Origin of the sequence: Microvirga mediterraneensis, from assembly GCF_013520865.1 — a bacterium.
Lineage (GTDB): Bacteria > Pseudomonadota > Alphaproteobacteria > Rhizobiales > Beijerinckiaceae > Microvirga > Microvirga mediterraneensis.
In genome coordinates, this window is sequence record NZ_JACDXJ010000003.1 from 96,264 (window position 1) to 112,385 (window position 16,122).

Genomic DNA, 16,122 nt, shown 5'->3' on the forward strand with positions numbered 1-16,122 from the left:
GTCCCAAAGCCTGTCGCTCGAATATCATCTCTGCCTCCGCCACTGGCGCAGTCGACCCATGACGCAAGAGCCTGCTCGCTTCCGAGAAGCACCTCATGAACGATGATGATTTCGAGCAGTTGATCGCCAGCTTGGGCGAGGTTCTCGCCTGCACGGACAACAGCCAGAGCCTGGGAGGTGGCCTGAGGCTGCCCTCCGCCACTGACGTAGCCGCAATCCGCAAAAAAACTGGTCTGTCTCAAGCCGATTTCGCACGCCGGACCAGCGTCCCCGTGGCAACAATCCGGAATTGGGAGCAGGGCCGGCGGCTCCCTCAAGGACCGGCGCGGGTTCTGCTGGCCCTGCTCGATCGCAACCCACGGATCGTGGAGGACACCCTTAGCCGGTGAATGCTCCGCCTGACCGACGGTGCTTGCTCTGCCGCAGGTCACCAGGCTTGTGAGGGCATGCCAAAGTGCCCATTGGCGAGCTGCCGGGCCCGTGCCGTGATCTCCTCTTCCGTGAAGCGCTCAGGCGCCATTTGTGCTCTCCCTGCCACGAGCGGGAATGATGCCGGGCGAGTGTGACAGGATGGTGGTAGGGCTGAGTGGCCGCCACGATCGGCTACGTTGATCAGCCTTCGTTACGCGTCCAGTTCTCGATCGCTTCCCTCAAACCTGCAGGCAAGTCGATTGGTGCCGTATCGGCAAGATTGCCGCTCGACGCTCCCAGCTCCGAGAGCAGCGCCTGGTACTTCTCTAGCTTTGGCTCCTGCGTCGCGTCAAAGCCTTCCGCTGTCACATCGCCTGGAGTGCCCCCGAACAGGCAGAGGAGTGCAAGGATAGCGCGCATGGATCGAATCCTTCCGAGACCACAGTAGGATTGCGTACCGTGGCATTTTCACGGCTGGAGGGGTGTGCGGCAAGGCCCGCTAGGTCGGGGGCTATCCTCAGCCGGTACTCGCTGGACCGGCATCTGCCGGCTGGGTGAATAAGCCCGGCCGAGAGGCTGGTGTGCCTAATACTGCCATCTTGCTTTTATCGCTTCGGAGGCGACTGGATCTATGTTGTACCAGAAGGCCGTGTTGTTCTTGGAGTCGACGACATAGAGCTTATCGTTGGCGTCCATGGCGCCCCAAACGTATTGAGCAGCCTGCTCAGCCGTGTAGTTCGATTGCACGTACCAAAAGGATTCAGTTACTTTGGCCCAGTTGCCAAGTTGCTTAATTCTCTCAGAAACCTTCGGATAGTTTTGACCATACCTCTGTAGGTCATAAGTAATGTGGAGGTTGTTCGCCAATCGATTCTCCTTGTGGGTGGCAGGAACATCCTCGCAGAGACAGAGCGAGCAACAAGGCTAGAAGCGTTAACCATGCTCACGTGTCCTCGCTTTTCACAGGCTGTGCCGTCGAAGGCACAGCCAATCGGCCGAGGGTGGGCACAATGGCCAGAGGTGGGGTCCGTAGCTCGAGGTTAGAGCGGGCCGCCCATAATGGTCTGGTTGGGGGGCAAGTCCCTCCGGGCCCACCAGCTCTGTAACTCAGTCAGACCTGAGCTAGGCTCAGGACCTATTAATTTGGGCTGAGGTGTGATCCAGAGCCTCGTTTGAGGAGGCTCTGAATAGGTGATTTGTTTTTGCTCAGTGAGCACCAGATGGCGCGGATTTCTCCGCATTTCCCGCTGGCTCATGGCGTGCCGCGTGTGGATGACCGGCGCGTGGTCAGCGGGATCGTGTATGTCATCCGCAACAGCTTGCAGTGGAAGGATGCGCCCAAAGCGTATGGGCTACACAAGACATTGTACAACAGGTTCATGCGATGGAGCCGGCTGGGTGTCTTCGACCGGATCTTCGCCGCTCTGGCCGGTGAAGGTCCCAAGCCCGAGCGGATCATGATCGATGCTACCCACCTGAAGGCGCACCGCACCGCGGCGAGCCTGCTCAAAAAGGGGATGTTCCCTGTCGTATCGGGCGCACCAAAGGCGGGCTGAACTCCAAGCTCCATGCCGTCTGCGATAGTGCCGGCAAGCCGATCATCCGGCTTTTATCGGAAGGTCAGATGAGCGACCATAAGGGCGCACAGCTCAGGAACTCAGGCTCGACTCCACCCTCATCGAACCGAACTCGGAATATGCCGCTATCGCTGAGCGGCGGATCTTCGGTGTTGCACCTATTGTAGTGGCTGCGGAATGATCAGGGGGTTTTCGTTAGTCGTGGAAGTGCTTGTGTGGCCCTGTAGCGAACTGCTCCGTTTGCCTAAGCATTCGCCATGCTTCTCGGATTTCAGTCGTAAGGCTTTCTCGCAAAGCTGCTCGAGCCCCGTCCCAGCGGATCCGTGCTGGGGTCATATTCGCACGTATCGATGCATCTTCTTCAGCTGTGATGTCGTCTTCCCCTTCTTCATAGTCGGGGCCGGTAGTCTGGAGTCTGAAGGCACGACCCAACTCCTCCATAGCGTGGATGAGCTGGCTGAGAGCCTCAGTAGCCTCATTCCTACGGGAGTTAAGTTCGGAATACTCCGGATGTCGGTTCGAGATAGCAGTCAGGAACTCGTTGAGAGATTTCAGATCTCGAATGGTGTCCCAGCACTTCTCTTCCCACATGGTATAAGTATTCGGCCAGTCGTGTCGGTCGTCATACAGGCTAACGACCGAGCGGATTGCATAATCGAGCCCAGCTGCGGCGCCGATACGCTCCGCTTCCTCTTCATAAGATTGGGAAATTTCCAAGAGTGCAGGCCTGGACGATGCGGCGGTCTGCCGAGCCATTTCGGTCAGCTGTCTCCTAACCGGGACAGATGCGAGCCAAGCGGCAGCCAAGGCAGCCAAGCCCGTAAGGAGCGTTTGGTATCGATTGAGCCAGTACTCGAAGCAGCCTGCCGCACCACTCTGCTTTATCGCGGCCGCTCCCGCCCCACCCGAACAAAAGGCAGTCGCGCCGCTGTAGATGGCGACAGCTCCCAGGATCAATGCGGCCGCACAGAGAACCCCCCAGAACTTGGTTGCAGCCCACTGATCCACTTCCAACCCCCAAGGCATCATTGCATAGGGAGGCTGTATTGACGGGTGCTCCGTCAATCAAGCTCCCTCACCGGATGGACCAGACAGCTTCTGAGCTTTGCGGGCCCGGGGTGCGTACTTGTATTTGCGCTTCGGCTTGGCATCTTTCCCCAGGCGGAGGCGAGCTTCGGCGACACCATCCTTCAATGAGGCAAGCGCCAGGCGCATGATCATCTCGGCTCGGGTGACACCTGCTCCCTTCGCGAGGATGTTCACCAGGGATAGGTCCTCACCCGCAATGTCCACAGTCAGCCGGCGCCGGAGAATCTAATTCAAGTATCCGGGTCTGGCGGAGGTTCCGTTAGCAGTTATCCACCTTTCCATCCGGCACATACCTGAATCGTGATGCTGGATTGCAGGTCGAAGCTCGGCTCGATTACTGCGCAGCATCGAATCAAGTGCGTAACTCAGAATCACTCGGAACCTGACTTTTACATGCGAATTGACTCGGCCTTTTCAGCTAAATGATTCTAGCTAAAGAAGTTTCCCACCGCTGAATCGATCTATTGTGAATGGATTCTTGACGCGCGACTCCACAGCCAACTCAGAATCGGGCATTTCTCGTAACTGTCACAAGTGCGATGGGGTGGAGTGCCATGCCTGACGTGAAAGGGATCGAGCGTGTTCAGCGCCTCAGGAAAGCCCGCCGCCAGCGGGGTGACCGGGAGATGAACGTCTGGGTTCCACAGTTGATTGGGGCTGCAATCGACCAAGCTGTTGAGAGCGGCCGCTTCAAGACACGCCAGGACGCCATCAACCACGCCCTTGAGACCACCTTTGTTCGGAAGGAGCCAAACACGGTGACGTAACCTAGGCAAAGCAAAAGGCCCACGAAGCTGGGAACTTCGAGGGCCTTTGGAGTCCACCGAGGGGTGGGCATAGATTGTATCGCAACATTCTTATGCCATCCCAACAAACTGACTGTCAAGAGCATCGTTTTCGGTGAACGCTCCCGCTTTGCCCTCAACATGGAGGGACTGATGCAGCTTGCATCGTCAGGAGGCCGGCGGCTGAGACATGCCGCTCTGGCCGCAAGAAAACTTGCGCTCGAAGCCGAGCGTACAGTTACACGTAAAGAACTCTCGGCCGCTGCCCGGGACGCCGGCAAGGCGCTTGACCTCAGGCCAGCCCAGCGGGCGGTGCTCTCGGAACTGGTGGCCTGCTGGGGCGAGCAGGAGTGGGAGCGGCTGCTGGTCTGGCCCTCCAACGACTACCTCATGAGCCGCACTGGCCTGACCGAGCGGGCAATCCGGCGCATCCTGCGCCAGCTGGTCGACCTGCAGCTGCTGGCCCCCAAGGACTCGCCCAACGGCAAGCGCTATGCCGTCAAGGATCTGGCTGGGCAGGTGGTGGATGCCTTCGGGTTCGACCTGACCCCGATCTATGCCCGCCGGGGCGATTGGGCGGCGATGCTCATCGAACAGAAGCAGCTGCGCGAGGTGCAGAAGCGGGCCTTCGACGAGGTCACCATCTGCCGCCGCGCAACCGAGGAGGCCCTGAGTGCCCTGGCCGAGCACTTCCCGGATGTGGACCGCTCCGAGATCGAGACCCGGCTGAAAGCGCTCCAGGCACGTACGCCGACCCGGTCCAGGGTTACGCTGCCGGCCGATCTTCTGGATGCGTGGCAGCTGTTGAGAACTGACGTTGAAGAAGTCTTCTATGAAGCGGGCAAAGCCGGACTCGGAGTCCGTCACACTAATAACAACAACGGATCTCCTAGTGAGCCTTGTAACAAGGGCTTTCCGAAGAAAGCTGAAGCGGTTCGTTCAACCGAACAAACCTCGGAGCAGCTATCACCGGAATTGATCCTGGAGGCCTGCCCCACCTTGAGCGACTACGGCCAGCCCGTGCGGGATCTGGCCGACATCGTTTCGGCTGGCCGCTACCTGCGGGCCGCGCTCGGGGCCCATGAAAGCGCCTGGGCCGAGGCGGTGGAGGACATCGGCACTGTCAGGGCGGCCATTGCGGTGATCTACGTGCTGCAGCTCTACGAGGATGACGTAGCCAAGAACGGCGGCGAGAGCCGGATCAAGAACCCAGGCGGCTACTTCCGCGCCCTCACGCGCATGGTCAAAGCCGGCAAGATCGACCTCGCCGTCGAGCTCCTCGCCATGAGGAGGCGACGGATGTCATAGGAACGAGCCGTGCGCGTCGAGATGACGACTAGTCAGCGTGCCGGGTGTCAGAGAGGGCGGGAATGGAGAACGAGGAGTGAAAGGTATGGTGTTGATTTCAACCGTCGTGGGCGGGCTCTTCCTCTACGTGATTTTCGAGCGGCACCTGAAAAAAGCTCTGCATCGGACGCATGACCAGCGCAAAGCTATCGAGATTGGCACGCTGGTGATCGCGATTGCTGCCATGGTGCTGGCGGCGGGCAGCCTAGCCTACGCGCTGACAGCAACCGACGCTCTTGAGGAGCGTCTAATGGCGCTCGAAAAGGCTGCACGGAATCTCCCTCAGGGGAGATAGTAACTACGTGGATGAGGGTAGGAGAGACGTAGCTCCTGGACAAGCGATTTGGACCTGTGAGTTACTACGCTGACATTTCAAAGGCCGGGCATCACTGTTGTGAATCAGTACTGCTGAACTGATTCAAGACTTTGATTGGACCGCAGCACATGGGTTGCGCAACATGGAGGCATGTTTCAAGACACGATCCAGTACCTGGTGCTCGACAGGTGTGACCCCACCCGCAACATGGCTCGCTACTACGTCCTGTCGCTCGAACCCAGCCTGTTCGGTGATGCCACTTTGATCCGCGAGTGGGGTCGTCTCGGCCAGCCGGGGCAGAGGAGGATCGAGCTCTACGAAAACCAGTCACGTGCTGTAGAAGCCCTCGAGACCTGGCTCCAGCGAAAGCAACGCCGCGGCTACCTGCTGCGAAGCGGGTAGGGACAAGAGTAACCCGGCGACGTTGAGTTCATCGGTCTTCTTCCAAATTGGAGCCCTTCTTTCATGCCGGTTTGATCGACCTATGCGAACGGGTTCTTGACCTGCTGTGGTGCCTCTGTGGGACCACTTTCATCAGGCAGGGCTTTATCCTGCTCCAGGGCTTTCACGATAGCGTCGACAGCTGTCTTCAGTGCCTTCGCTTGCTTGAGGCCGTTCTTATCCCGCATCACATCGAGCGAGCCATAGAGGGCGACTTTGTCGGTGCCGTTCTCGATGGTGAACTCGCCTATACTGAGAGAGGCGCTGTCATCTGAGAACGGCTGAAACTTCTTTGTCATGGGCGGCGTCCAAACTGATCAATGGCCTCAAGGATGCCTCCAATGAACCCGTCCTGTGATGGGGCAGGGCTCTGTTCCTGAGCGTCTGCTTGAGGCGGAGGTCTACGGGTGTTTCTTCCGGGTCCTTTTGATCTTCGGAGCTGGGGAGCTGGCAGGTTCAGGATGCTTTGCTTGATGTCCGGTTGCAGCTGAGGGAATGGGTCTATGCCAGACAGCTGCTGCAACTCAGCAAGCGAGATAATCCTGTACTCGTCACCCTCCTGGTTGGGCGTGAGATAAGCCGCTCCAGCGTTCAGCGTCGGATCAAAGACGGCTTTCGCGATGTGGGTTGGTACCAGCACACGTCCCTTAAGAGCCTGAAGGTTCTCGCCCTGGAAGAGAGGGCCAGTCACCACGTAGATTTCCTGCCGCTCCGAGTAATCGCGCACGGCGCGTTCTATGCTCTCCCATAGATTGCGATTGTTGTCGGAGTTCTGCGGCACCATGTTGGCCAAGGAAAAGGACTCATCCATTCCTTGAGGGATGGTCATGTCTCCCGCTGGTGCCATGTGGCCGCGATCGAAACCGCTCCGGACATAGTCGGACAGTTCAGCTCTCTCGTCGGGAGGAAGATTGGGATCTGCGTGGAAGTTGTTGACCCGGTTCAGGGCACGAGCGCCGCTTGCTCGCCTGGGGGTGAGGTGCTCGGCTACCCAAAGGGGTGTCCGGGTAAGCCCGGAGTGGAGCAACGCAAACTCCGTGTAACAGATTTGCCGGGTCTTGGGCGTAAGCTTCGGATTGGCGAGAACAGGAGCGGTCCCGCCGAAGAAATGCTGAGGGCAAGCTGCCGCTGCGGCGTCGGAGACGACGAGAGCCACCACGAGAACAAGGGCAGGAAAGGGGTTGGGCAGTCTCACAGTGGCCTCATGAAGCGAGCAAGTCTGGACAGGAGCATCGCCGGTCCATTCCACACCAGCAAAGCATGCTTTTTGAGAGCATTGCTGTCTCCACCCCTCTGTCCCGGAGGGACGCCCCGCCTGGAGTCAGGGATCCGGCGAAGCCCGTAGCGCTTCAACTCGGCCTCGCTCAGGATTCGCTTTGGAATCCGGCGTGAGCGCGGCCTCAGCGGGTTGTCCTTGCTCATCGAGGCACCTCTCTCGCAGGTGAATACAGTCTTCTTAGGTTCCCGATGCTCCACTTCAATGAGCGCACAACCCGATTGATGATCGGCTTCGGGCTGAATTAAGCCCAAAGCGGCCATCGAAATTAAATAACATAAACGGGGTGTGCCGCATCCTCGGTAAGCAAAATTCCAAGTGCTGCGATGCCCAAGTTAATTAGGAGGCTTCAAATCGCGCTACGGCTGCAAGCTAACAAGCGAGTGTGCCACTTAAGCTATAGCGCCTCGAAGCCGAAATATGGCAATCTGGTGGCAAGTTCTGCCGGGCAAGGAAGTTTCATGATGCGTTGGGTTCTTCTGGTAATCGCCTTCTTTACCATGGCGGAACCAGCGGTTGCTCAACGCCGCCCTCCTGGATACCAGCAGGCCGAGCAGAGCTTTTCCCAGCTGACCGTCGACGAGCGGATCAAGCTTCAGATCCTGCTGACGGCTAACGGCTACTGGCCGGCCGTTCCGAACGTGAACTTCAGCAACCGGCTCTTCGAGGCCATTACCAACTACCAGCGGGACTACGGACGCATCCCGAACGGGGCCGTTGATGCGGACCTGTTCGGGCAGGTGCTCAACAGCGCAATGCCTCTGTTGCAGACGTGGAACTTGCGCGCCATTCCGCACCCGACCCGCGGCCGTCCGATCTGGGTGCCGCTCGGCCTCGGACTGGTTGCCAAGAGAGACGAGAACGGCATTGCCTGGTCGGACCCCCAGGGCAGGGCATCCTTGGCCTACTCGTATTTCGGCGGCACGACGCTCGTCGCAAACTACCAGAGTGTCCTCGACAAGGTCCTGTCCGAGGGCGGCAGGGTTCACTACAAGATCTTGAAGCCGGGCTTCTTCGTCGTCTCGATGTCAACCGCCAATGGTCTCGACGCCTATATCCGGTTCCATGAGGATGGGCGTGGGGTGCTGGGCTTCTTCCTGTTCTGGAAAGGCAGCGAATCCCACCTCCACATGGAGCGGGTGGCAACCCTCATCTCCGGGTCCTTCTGGGCAACCATGACAGGAGCTCCCTTCACCGAGGCCCCGACGATGACCCCGCCCCAAGAGACAGTTGCGGTCGCTCGTCCCGCAGAGCCCAAAGCTCCCGCGCCAACTCCGAAGTCGGAGCCTGACGAAAAGGGCCCATCCTCCGGTACCGGCTTCTTCGTGTCCCGGGACGGACATGTGCTGACGAACGCCCATGTCGTGGATCGCTGCTCATCCATCAATGTCAAGGCTGAAAACGGTGACGTGGTCTCCGGGAGGGTTCTCGCCAAGGACACCACCAATGACCTTGCTCTCCTCAGAACGGCTTTGAGGCCCAGCAAGGTCGCCGGTGTTCGGCTGGGTATCCGGCTCGGCGAAGGAGTAGCGGCCTTTGGCTTCCCGCTGACCACGCTTCTCTCCAGCTCAGGCAACTTCACCCTTGGGAATGTCACGGCCCTTTCCGGGCTCAAGGATGACAGCCGATACCTCCAGGTCTCCGCCCCGGTGCAGCCGGGGAACTCGGGCGGTCCGCTCTTTGATCAGAACGGCAATGTCGTGGGTGTTGTCTCGGCCAAACTCAACGCTCTCAATGTCATGGTCGCGACGAACGGGGACATTCCTCAGAACGTCAACTTCGCCATCAAGGGTTCATTGGCAGTCAGCTTCCTGGAGAGCAATCAGGTCGTCGTTGAGCAGGGCACGGCGGGCCAGGCCATGGCCCCTGCCGACCTCGCTGACCAGGCCAAGCAGGTCAGCGTGCTGATACGGTGCGAGTAATCAGAAGCAGAAGATCAGCCGACGTTTCCTGACAATTCAAAGATGCCATATGGAGAAATGAGCTTGCATTCCGCTGTCCTCGCTCTTGCCTTCATCGCTTTGACATCGCCGGTTTTGGCTCAGCCCCTCTCGGGCCAAGCTGACGTTGTCGATGTGGACACCGTTGCCATCCGAGGCGAGAAAACCCGCATCCGGCTGTATGGCGTTGACGGTCCGGAAAGCCAGCAGACCTGCAATGACGGTTCTGGAGCCCGGTATCTCTGCGGGTCAAAAGCCGCTGATGCGCTTGCGTCGATCATCGGCCGTAACGGGCGGGTAGCCTGCAAGGAGCAGGACCGGGATCGTTACGGCCGCATCGTCGCCACCTGCGAGGCCAATGGCCGGGACATTGCCGGTGAGTTGATCCGGCAGGGCTGGGCGGTCGAGTACACTCAATATTCCGACGGCCGCTATTCCGACGAGGAGAAGGAAGCCCAGCGCGCCAAGCGCGGTCTGTGGGCGGGCACCTTCGTCAAGCCATGGGACTGGCGCCGCGGTGAGAGGCTGCCCAACGAGGCCTCAACAGGATCGGATCGCAAGTGCGCCATCAAGGGCAACATCTCAGGCTCGGAGCGGATCTACCATTTGCCTGGCAGCCGCCACTATGCCCGCACAACCATCGATGAAGCCAAGGGCGAGCGCTGGTTTTGCGCTGAAGATGAAGCCAAGGCCGCCGGTTGGCGGGCGCCAAGAGGGTAGGGGGAGAACGCAATGCTGAAGTCGCTTATCTTTGGGCTGATGTTGGTAGGAAGCCAACTTGGATCCGCGCTCGCCTTCGATCAACCTGGCTCGTCGCCTCTTCTCGAAAGGCTGGAGAACCTGCGACCCTTCCAGGTCGCTCAAGCCAGATCCTGCAAGGCAGCCAGCACGTGCCGGGAAGCTGTCCAGATGTGGTGTGGTGGCTACCGACGGGCCGATGGCGACAATGACGGCATCCCTTGCGAGAACGTCTGTAGTTCACGCTCGGAAGTCGAGCGAATCAAGAGCGAAATCGGCTGTTAAAGCCCTGTCTCAATTCAGATTATTGCGTTCGTAGAAGCCGACTGAAGGCGAGATGACCGCCATGGAAGTGGCGCCGAGCTGCGGAGCGTTAACCTGCTCAGTGCTTGGATCGAGAATATCGGGCCAATGGCAAGTAGCCAGTCTTAATGGCAAAGCGTTCTGTGTTGCCTACAATCTACGCTAAGCGAATTCCTGCCACTATGAGGGCAGCCTCCAGTTGATGGGTGTCTTAAGTTGAGATTTAGTTCAGGAGATTTCTCTCCTGATTATGGTTTCCAATGTCACTTGTAGAAGAGGCTTCCGTCTTTCAGAGCAATCTGCCACTTGAGACGAAACTTGATCGGGCAAGGATGGAGCTCCTGGACCTCTCGGCCAGGAACCGCCTTTTGAATATTCCGAGGTTTTCCAAGAGCGCAAAGACGATCGAGATCGTCGACGAGAAGTCCTCTGAGATTTTCCGGCTGCTGGTGCGGGACGGAAAGGCCTTCACTTTTGTCCCAGGGCGCGAGGATCGCGACGGAGCGGAGGAGGAGGATCCATCCTCAGTCGAGCTGACGCAGCCGGAAGAGACAGACGAGATCGACGAGCGCGGGGTATCGCGGCGCCATGCTGACACGAAACTTCAGACGCGGATGACCCCGAAGGGACTTCAGAAGCGCCTGCTCGATCTCTACTACGATGCGCGCACGCTCGAGGAGGAGCAGGGCGTCAATATCCTCTTCCTCGCGCTGGGAACGCTGAAGTGGATAGATCCCAACAACAAGGACAATATCCGGTACGCCCCGCTGATCCTGCTCCCCGTCAGCCTTGATCGCGGCACGGCGGGCGAGAAATTTCGCCTGCGGTGGAGGCAGGAGGATCCGGCCTCAAACCTCTCCCTAGAAGCCTATCTCGACCGGGTGCACGCCCTGAAGCTCCCGGAGTTTGAGCCAGGAGATGACCTCGACCCGGCAGCGTACATAGCCGAGGTTGCCGATGCGGTCTCGACGAAGCGGGAATGGTCAGTAAACCCTGATGATGTCGTCCTCGGCTTCTTCTCCTTCGCCAAGTTCCTGATGTACCGGGATCTTGATCCCGAAAGCTGGCCGGCGGACAGCAAGCTGACGGAGCAGCCCCTCATCCGCGGACTGCTTGCGGACGGTTTCTCAGCGCGCGATGAGCTGCTCTCCGAGGATGTGAACATCGATGCTCACATCTCACCATCGGAGATGCTGCACATTGTTGACAGCGATGGCTCGCAGACGCTCGCCGTCCACGATGTGCGCAAGGGCCGCAACCTTGTCATCCAAGGCCCGCCCGGGACGGGCAAGTCACAGACCATCGCGAACGTGATAGCATCCGCCGTCGCGGATGGAAAGACGGTCCTCTTCGTTGCCGAGAAGATGGCGGCCTTGGAGGTCGTGAAACGACGCCTCGACCAGGCGGGTGTCGGCGACGCATGCCTTGAACTCCATAGCAACAAAGCAAACAAACGAATCCTCCTTGAGGAGCTGCGCCGGACATGGGATCTCGGCTCGCCACGGGGAGAGTTCCCCGGATCGTTGACGGGCAGATTGGTCGAGGCCCGGGATGTACTGAACGGACACGCCACGCGGCTGCACCGTCGTCACGCTCCCTCGGAGCTCAGCCCTTACCAAGTGCTTGGGCATCTCGTCCGCTTGAGACAGGCAGGCCAGCGTCCCGTCGACCTGACACTGGATGGACCAACAACGTGGTCGCCGGACGATCTTAGCGAGCGTCGTCGCATCCTGCATGAGCTGGTTCAGCGGGTCGAGGACATCGGGTTACCGGCTCGTCATCCCTGGCACGGGGTTGGCCTCGACATGATCCTCCCGACCACGCTCGAGCGGCTGGTTCCCCGGATCGAAGGGCTGAAGGCACGCACCGATGCACTGCGCGTCGAAATCGGCGAGCTTGCCCGCACACTCGAGCACCCGGACCCCGGCACCTTCGACGACATCGTGCCGCTTCGCGAGCTGGCGGATGTCCTGGCGGCCGCACCAACCCTGTCCGCCGATGCCCTCGCGGCTTCTGTCTGGGACGAACATGCGGATGGAATTCGAGGGCTCGTCGCCTTGGGCTTCGATTTTGAGCGGAGGTCAAGAGAGCTTGCGCCATCCGTTCCCGCCGAAGCCCTCCAAACCTCAGTCGATGGCTTGGAGGCGCAGCTCGCATGGCTGCCCCAGGATTTTCCGGCTAGCGCCTTTGACCGGATGCGCAGACTGGCGGACCTGTTGCCGCGCCTGTGGACCGATGCGGAGCGGCTGAAGCGGGAATTGGGAGCAACAGGCGAGGTCGACACCTTCGCTGCGGTCTCGCGTCTCGTGTCGATGGGCGAGCGGGTTGCCGCTGCGCCGGACGCCAGTCCCGAGGCTTTCGCGGCAGCCATTTGGGATCAGGGTGTCGAGCAGGCTGGCGATCTTACTGACGCTGTTGCGGTTCTCGAGACCGTTCGTGCCCAAGTCGGTGACCGTCTCCTTGACGTGGCCTGGAACACCGACGTCGCTGCCGCACGGCAGGCGCTCGCGATGCACACCGGGCTGTTCCGGTACTTCAGCGGCGATTGGCGCAAGGCCAAGGCGTTAGTCCGGACGATCGTCCGAACCCCAGACATGCCAGCGCCTGAACTGATTGAACTGCTCGATCAGCTCATGAAGGGCCAAGCCGCAGCGAAAGCCATCAGGGACGGGGATGCATTCGGCCGTTCGGCCTTCGGCGCCGACTGGCGTGGGGAGCGTTCGGCGTCAGCGCCCTTGGGAGCCCTCGTGGCATGGATGAGGACACTGCGCGGTCTCGGCGCCGAACCGCGTCTGATCGCAGGCCGGCTCGCGGAGCGATCCGAGGTGCGGGAGCGCTCGGCTCAGCTTCAGCGGGTACTCGATGAGATCTCGCCCCTGCTGAAGTCGCTCTGGTCCGATCTCGGGTCCGTCGCGCCGGCTGCCTTCGACGGTGCGGCATCGATCGAGCACGTGAACCTCGGGATCGTCGATGGTCGCGTCCGGGCGCTCGTGGCGGCCGATGACCTGAGCCGGCAGGTTCTGCGCACCATGCCCGAGCGGTTGCCGGAACGCCTCGAGTTGATCCGCTCGCTGTTTGCCTGGCAGCAGGTGGCTCGCGCGCTCGCCGAGCGCGGTGATTTGGGACGCTCTGCGTTCGGAGAGGCATGGAATGGGATCTTCTCAGATTGGGAGCGCTTATCAGCTGCTGTGGACTGGATCACTCGGCACGGATCGCTGCGCTTCCTCGCGGCGCGGCTCCCGGAACGACAGGAGATCGCTGATCGGAGCCAGCGCGCCGAGAAGGATGCAAACAGTATCTCGTCGGACCTTCGCGAGCTCCTCTCTTCCTTGAAGAGCGGACCGACCCCGCTGTTCGGAGTGGCTTCCGACGGTGCCATGCCTCTGTCGGGCCTATCGGACCGGCTCGGGCTCTGGCTTGCAAATACCGAGCAGCTTTCCAAGTGGGTGTCGTATCGCGAGCGCGCGGATCGCGGCCACGCATTGGGTCTCGGCAACATCATCGACCATCTCGCCGACGGCAGGCTTGAGACCGCTGCCGCACATGCGACTTTCGAGATGGCGTACTATGAGGCCATACTGGCGGAGTTCGTGGCGAAGGAGCCGGATCTCGGCCGGTTCGACGGCAACCTCCATGGCCGGCTCGCCCGGGAGTTCGCGAACCTCGATCGGGAGCGCATCAAGGCGGCGAGCTTGGAAGTCGTGCGTGCCCATCATCGCCGGATCCCATCGCGTGACGGTGGAGTAGGCCCCGTCGGGGTCCTTCGGGCGGAGATGGCCCGCCGGCGCGGCCACATGCCGATCCGCCAGCTCATGCAAAGGGCCGGTCCCGCTGTTCAGGCTTTGAAGCCCGTCCTGATGATGAGCCCGTTGTCCGTCGCGCAATTCCTGACACCCGGGCGCATGACTTTCGACCTCCTCGTCATGGACGAGGCCAGTCAGATTCAGCCCGTCGACGCACTCGGTGCGATCGCGCGGTGCCGGCAAGTCGTTGTCGTCGGGGACGAGCGGCAGCTCCCACCAACGAAGTTCTTCGCGAAGATGACCGGGGGGCAGGCTGAGGATGATGACGGCGAGGGCGCTCAGGTCGCGGACATCGAGAGCATCCTTGGACTATTCTCGGCAAGAGGTCTTCCCCAGCGCATGCTGCGCTGGCACTACCGCAGCCGGCATCAGTCTCTGATCGCGGTCTCAAACAGCCAGTTCTACGAGAACAAACTCTTCATCGTGCCCAGCCCCTACACCCAGGAAGCTGGGATGGGATTGCGGTTCCACCACGTTCCCAACGGCATTTTTGACTCTGGAGGGACCGGGACGAATGCGATCGAGGCGCGGACCGTAGCCGAGGCGATCATCCGGCATGCCAAGAGCCATCCCGGCCTTTCCCTCGGCGTGGCGACCTTCTCGGTGTCTCAGCGCCGAGCCATTCAGGATGAACTCGAGATCCTCAGGCGGCTCAATCCCGACACCGAAGACTTCTTCCACGCCCATCCGAGCGAGCCGTTCTTCGTGAAGAATCTCGAAAACGTGCAGGGTGATGAGCGCGATGTGATCATGATCTCGGTGGGCTATGCCAGGAATGCCCAGGGCTACATGGCCATGCGCTTCGGTCCATTGGGTGCCGACGGAGGCGAGCGCCGGCTGAACGTCCTGATCAGCCGTGCGAAGCGGCGCTGCGAGGTGTTCTCCTCCATTACGGACGAGGACATCGATCTTGAACGGGCAAAGGGCAAGGGCGTCTTCGCGTTCAAGCTCTTCCTGCATTACGCCCGTACCGGCCGTCTCTCGGTGGCGCAGACGAGCGGGCGAGAGGCGGACAGCGTCTTCGAGGAGCAGGTCGCGAGCGCGCTCCAGGCGCGCGGTTACCAAGTCCATCCGCAGGTTGGCATTGCCGGCTTCTTCATCGACCTCGCAATCGCGGACCCGGAGCGTCCCGGCAGATACCTCATTGGCATCGAATGTGATGGTGCGGCCTACCACAGTTCGAGGTCGGCCCGGGACCGCGACAGATTGCGTCAGGCGGTCCTGGAGGATCACGGGTGGATCATTCACCGGATCTGGAGCACCGACTGGTTCCAGCGGCCACAGGAGCAGTTGGAGCGCACCATCGCGGCAATCGAGGCTGCCAAAGTCGAACTCGACGAACGCATTGAACTCGGCGCCCGTCGCCATCGCGCGGTACCCGTGGAGGTTGTGACAGTCGAGCGGGCAGACGTAACCGAAATCGGTCTGGTCGATGTTGTAGAGGATGGGCTCGCCGAGCGACTCTACGTCGAGGCAACGCCTTCCCGACCCGGGACATACGAACTGCACGAGACGCCTGTCGGGATCATGGCTGACCTGGTCGATCAGGTGGTCAAGGTGGAAACTCCTGTCCACATCGACGAGGTGGTCACGCGACTGAGAGGCGCCTGGAACCTGCAACGGGCTGGAGCAAGGATCCAGGCTGCTGTCGAAGAGGGTGTGAAACTGGCCGTCTCACGGGGACGTATCGAGCGGAAGGGACCATTCCTGTTCCTCCCGGAAGCGGACACGAGACTTCGCGACCGACGGAACGTGATGTCACCTGGGTTGCGCAAGCCCGAGATGATCTCACCAAGTGAGATTGCTGTCGGTGTCGTTCAGGTTGTGACGACGAACCTCGGAGCGACCGATGAGGAGATTGCCCTGAGCATCTCGCGCCTTCTCGGCTTCAAAGCGACTAGCGCACAACTCAAAGCGATCATCGGCCAAGTGGTTGATGGACTTCTTATTGAGGGGAAGCTGGTTCGAGACGGAGTTATGCTGACCCTGGCGTCGTCCGCAACAGAAGTGGGAGCCCCGCGAGCAGCCGAACAACTTGTCCCCGGGTAATCGCTGGGGTGAAACGTCCAGGAAGATTCAGAGTTCTGGCGCCGTTG

13 protein-coding genes, 1 tRNA gene and 1 pseudogene are annotated in these 16,122 nt (G+C 60.4%); 10 read left to right on the forward strand and 5 right to left on the reverse strand.

Going from position 1 to position 16,122, the window contains the following annotated elements; genetic code table 11:
* Positions 1-95: 95 nt before the first annotated feature.
* Complete coding sequence (locus tag H0S73_RS24225) at positions 96-389, forward strand: helix-turn-helix domain-containing protein (protein WP_181054786.1); 294 nt, start codon at positions 96-98, stop codon at positions 387-389.
* Positions 390-612: 223 nt separating this feature from the next.
* Here the strand turns inward: H0S73_RS24225 and H0S73_RS24230 are convergent, their stop codons facing one another.
* Together H0S73_RS24230 and H0S73_RS24235 are read right to left on the reverse strand one after the other, a co-directional pair.
* A complete protein-coding gene (locus H0S73_RS24230) occupies positions 613-831 on the reverse strand; it encodes a hypothetical protein (protein ID WP_181054787.1) in 219 nt (72 codons plus the stop codon).
* A 165-nt stretch (positions 832-996) separates the two neighbouring features.
* A complete protein-coding gene (locus tag H0S73_RS24235; RefSeq protein WP_181054788.1) occupies positions 997-1,278 on the reverse strand; it encodes a hypothetical protein in 282 nt (93 codons plus the stop codon).
* A gap of 156 nt (positions 1,279-1,434) precedes the next feature.
* Here H0S73_RS24235 and H0S73_RS24240 point away from each other — a divergent pair.
* A tRNA-Met gene (locus H0S73_RS24240) sits at positions 1,435-1,508 on the forward strand.
* A gap of 90 nt (positions 1,509-1,598) precedes the next feature.
* A pseudogene (locus H0S73_RS24245) lies at positions 1,599-2,056 on the forward strand (IS5 family transposase); the annotation flags it as partial.
* Between the two features lie 127 nt (positions 2,057-2,183).
* Here the strand turns inward: H0S73_RS24245 and H0S73_RS24250 are convergent.
* Positions 2,184-2,744, reverse strand: a complete 561-nt coding sequence (locus H0S73_RS24250) for a hypothetical protein (protein WP_181054789.1) — start codon at positions 2,742-2,744, stop codon at positions 2,184-2,186.
* A gap of 887 nt (positions 2,745-3,631) precedes the next feature.
* On the opposite strand from H0S73_RS24250, the gene H0S73_RS24255 reads away from it, so the two are divergent.
* The 4 genes from H0S73_RS24255 to H0S73_RS24270 all read left to right on the forward strand — a co-directional run bounded on the left by H0S73_RS24255 (position 3,632) and on the right by H0S73_RS24270 (position 5,927).
* Positions 3,632-3,844, forward strand: a complete 213-nt coding sequence (locus tag H0S73_RS24255) for a hypothetical protein (protein WP_181054924.1) — start codon at positions 3,632-3,634, stop codon at positions 3,842-3,844.
* A 171-nt stretch (positions 3,845-4,015) separates the two neighbouring features.
* Positions 4,016-5,170 carry a plasmid replication protein RepC gene (gene repC, locus H0S73_RS24260; RefSeq protein ID WP_181054790.1) on the forward strand — a complete coding sequence of 385 codons (1,155 nt, stop codon included), beginning with the start codon at positions 4,016-4,018 and terminating at the stop codon, positions 5,168-5,170.
* Positions 5,171-5,246: 76 nt separating this feature from the next.
* Positions 5,247-5,504, forward strand: coding sequence for a hypothetical protein (locus H0S73_RS24265; protein WP_181054791.1), 258 nt, complete (start codon positions 5,247-5,249; stop codon positions 5,502-5,504).
* Between the two features lie 171 nt (positions 5,505-5,675).
* On the forward strand, positions 5,676-5,927 hold the full coding sequence (locus tag H0S73_RS24270; protein WP_181054792.1) for a WGR domain-containing protein: 252 nt from the start codon (positions 5,676-5,678) through the stop codon (positions 5,925-5,927).
* Between the two features lie 80 nt (positions 5,928-6,007).
* On the opposite strand, the gene H0S73_RS24275 is transcribed toward H0S73_RS24270, so the two are convergent.
* Together H0S73_RS24275 and H0S73_RS24280 are read right to left on the reverse strand one after the other, a co-directional pair.
* Entirely contained in the window at positions 6,008-6,265 is a 258-nt protein-coding gene (locus H0S73_RS24275) for a hypothetical protein (protein ID WP_181054793.1), read from the reverse strand.
* On the reverse strand, positions 6,262-7,161 hold the full coding sequence (locus H0S73_RS24280) for a DNA/RNA non-specific endonuclease (RefSeq protein ID WP_181054794.1): 900 nt from the start codon (positions 7,159-7,161) through the stop codon (positions 6,262-6,264). Before H0S73_RS24280 ends, H0S73_RS24275 begins: the two co-directional genes overlap by 4 nt.
* A 542-nt stretch (positions 7,162-7,703) precedes the next feature.
* Between H0S73_RS24280 and H0S73_RS24285 the strand changes: the two genes are divergently transcribed.
* From H0S73_RS24285 to H0S73_RS24295, 3 genes are all read left to right on the forward strand, one after another.
* Positions 7,704-9,164 (forward strand): serine protease, encoded by a 1,461-nt coding sequence (locus H0S73_RS24285; protein WP_181054795.1) that lies wholly within the window; start codon positions 7,704-7,706, stop codon positions 9,162-9,164.
* Between the two features lie 63 nt (positions 9,165-9,227).
* Entirely contained in the window at positions 9,228-9,902 is a 675-nt protein-coding gene (locus H0S73_RS24290) for a thermonuclease family protein (RefSeq protein ID WP_425488246.1), read from the forward strand.
* Positions 9,903-10,483: 581 nt separating this feature from the next.
* On the forward strand, positions 10,484-16,075 hold the full coding sequence (locus H0S73_RS24295; RefSeq protein ID WP_181054797.1) for a DUF3320 domain-containing protein: 5,592 nt from the start codon (positions 10,484-10,486) through the stop codon (positions 16,073-16,075).
* The last annotated feature ends 47 nt before the right edge of the window (positions 16,076-16,122 follow it).

Bases quoted from the DNA above. Each gene is read 5' to 3' on its own strand.
- H0S73_RS24250 (WP_181054789.1), bottom strand. From the start codon at position 2,744: ATGGCTCGGCAGACCGCCGCATCGTCCAGGCCTGCACTCTTGGAAATT.
- H0S73_RS24270 (WP_181054792.1), top strand. From the start codon at position 5,676: ATGTTTCAAGACACGATCCAGTACCTGGTGCTCGACAGGTGTGACCCC.
- H0S73_RS24285 (WP_181054795.1), top strand. From the start codon at position 7,704: ATGATGCGTTGGGTTCTTCTGGTAATCGCCTTCTTTACCATGGCGGAA.
- H0S73_RS24275 (WP_181054793.1), bottom strand. From the start codon at position 6,265: ATGACAAAGAAGTTTCAGCCGTTCTCAGATGACAGCGCCTCTCTCAGT.
- H0S73_RS24225 (WP_181054786.1), top strand. From the start codon at position 96: ATGAACGATGATGATTTCGAGCAGTTGATCGCCAGCTTGGGCGAGGTT.
- H0S73_RS24295 (WP_181054797.1), top strand. From the start codon at position 10,484: ATGTCACTTGTAGAAGAGGCTTCCGTCTTTCAGAGCAATCTGCCACTT.
- H0S73_RS24230 (WP_181054787.1), bottom strand. From the start codon at position 831: ATGCGCGCTATCCTTGCACTCCTCTGCCTGTTCGGGGGCACTCCAGGC.
- H0S73_RS24255 (WP_181054924.1), top strand. From the start codon at position 3,632: ATGCCTGACGTGAAAGGGATCGAGCGTGTTCAGCGCCTCAGGAAAGCC.
- repC (WP_181054790.1), top strand. From the start codon at position 4,016: ATGCAGCTTGCATCGTCAGGAGGCCGGCGGCTGAGACATGCCGCTCTG.